This window comes from Belnapia moabensis DSM 16746, assembly GCF_000745835.1.
Classification (GTDB): Bacteria; Pseudomonadota; Alphaproteobacteria; order Acetobacterales; family Acetobacteraceae; genus Belnapia; species Belnapia moabensis.
This window is the reverse complement of sequence record NZ_JQKB01000272.1, coordinates 1-1,491: the sequence shown is the minus strand read 5'-3', so window position 1 is coordinate 1,491 and position 1,491 is coordinate 1. Positions and strand designations below refer to the sequence as shown.

General features: G+C 57.3%; 1 rRNA gene. It reads right to left on the bottom strand.

Annotated features, from left to right (window positions below):
* Window positions 1-1,491, bottom strand: a 23S ribosomal RNA gene (locus EP26_RS30810); the annotation flags it as partial.

The following is a 1,491-nucleotide window of genomic DNA, read 5'->3' as shown; positions in this document are numbered from 1 at the left end:
CCTGTGTCGGTTTAGGGTACGGTCCATAATGCCAGTGCTATTTCCCGAGCCGATCCAGCTGCACACCCAATCCAGTAAGGGCACACAGAACTTCACGGCTGTCACATCTGGCGGGCCAGGGAATGTTCACCCTGTTTCCATCGGCTACGGCTGTCGCCCTCGCCTTAGGGGCCGGCTCACCCTGCGCGGATTAGCCTTGCGCAGGAACCCTTGGACTTTCGGCGGGAGAGTTTCTCACTCTCCTTGTCGCTACTCATGTCCGCATTCGCACTTCCCATACCTCCACGGCCCCTCGCAGGTACCGCTTCACAGGCTTAGGGAACGCTCCGCTACCACGCTCTTTCGAGCATCCACAGCTTCGGCAGATGGCTTGAGCCCCGTTACATTTTCGCCGCGGGACAGCTATTAGACCAGTGAGCTATTACGCTTTCTTTAAAGGATGGCTGCTTCTAAGCCAACCTCCTGGTTGTTATGGCCGTCCTACATGCTTTCCCACTTAGCCATCATTTGGGGGCCTTAGCTGGTGGTCTGGGCTGTTTCCCTCTCGACAATGGACCTTAGCACCCACTGTCTGTCTGCCGCCCTGTACTCGCCGGCATTCGGAGTTCGGTAGGGTTTGGTAGGGCTTTGGGCCCCCCTAGCCCTTCCGGTGCTCTACCTCCGGCGGTAATCGAGCGACGATCTACCTCAATAGATTTCGCGGAGAACCAGCTATTTCCGAGTTTGATTGGCCTTTCACCCCTAGCCACAGCTCATCCCCGACTTTTTCAACAGGCGTGGGTTCGGCCCTCCAGTGCGTGTTACCGCACCTTCAGCCTGGCCATGGCTAGATCACTCGGTTTCGGGTCTTCTACCGGCAACTGGACGCCCTATTCGGACTCGCTTTCGCTCCGCCTCCACCTCACGGCTTAAGCTCGCTGCCAACAGAAACTCGCGGACCCATTATACAAAAGGTACGCCGTCACCCTTGCGGGCTCCGACTGCTTGTAGGCGCTCGGTTTCAGGTCTCTTTCACTCCCCTCATCGGGGTGCTTTTCACCTTTCCCTCACGGTACTTGTGCACTATCGGTCGCCAAGGAGTATTTAGGCTTGGAGGGTGGTCCCCCCATGTTCAGACAGGGTTTCACGTGCCCCGCCCTACTCAAGGATCCATGCGTGCCATACGCCTACGGGGCTATCACCCACTCTGGCCCACCTTTCCAGATGGCTCGGCTTAACACACACAGACCACTGGCCTGCTCCGCTTTCGCTCGCCACTACTCGCGGAATCTCCGTTGATGTCTTTTCCTCCAGGTACTGAGATGTTTCAGTTCCCCAGGTTCGCCTCACCACCCTATGTATTCAGATGGTGATCTCCATAAAGGAGGGGTTTCCCCATTCGGATATCTGCGGATCAACGATCGCTCGCATCTCCCCGCAGCTTTTCGCAGCGTGCCACGTCCTTCATCGCCTCTTGGCGCCAAGGCATCCACCGAACGCCCTTATTACTCT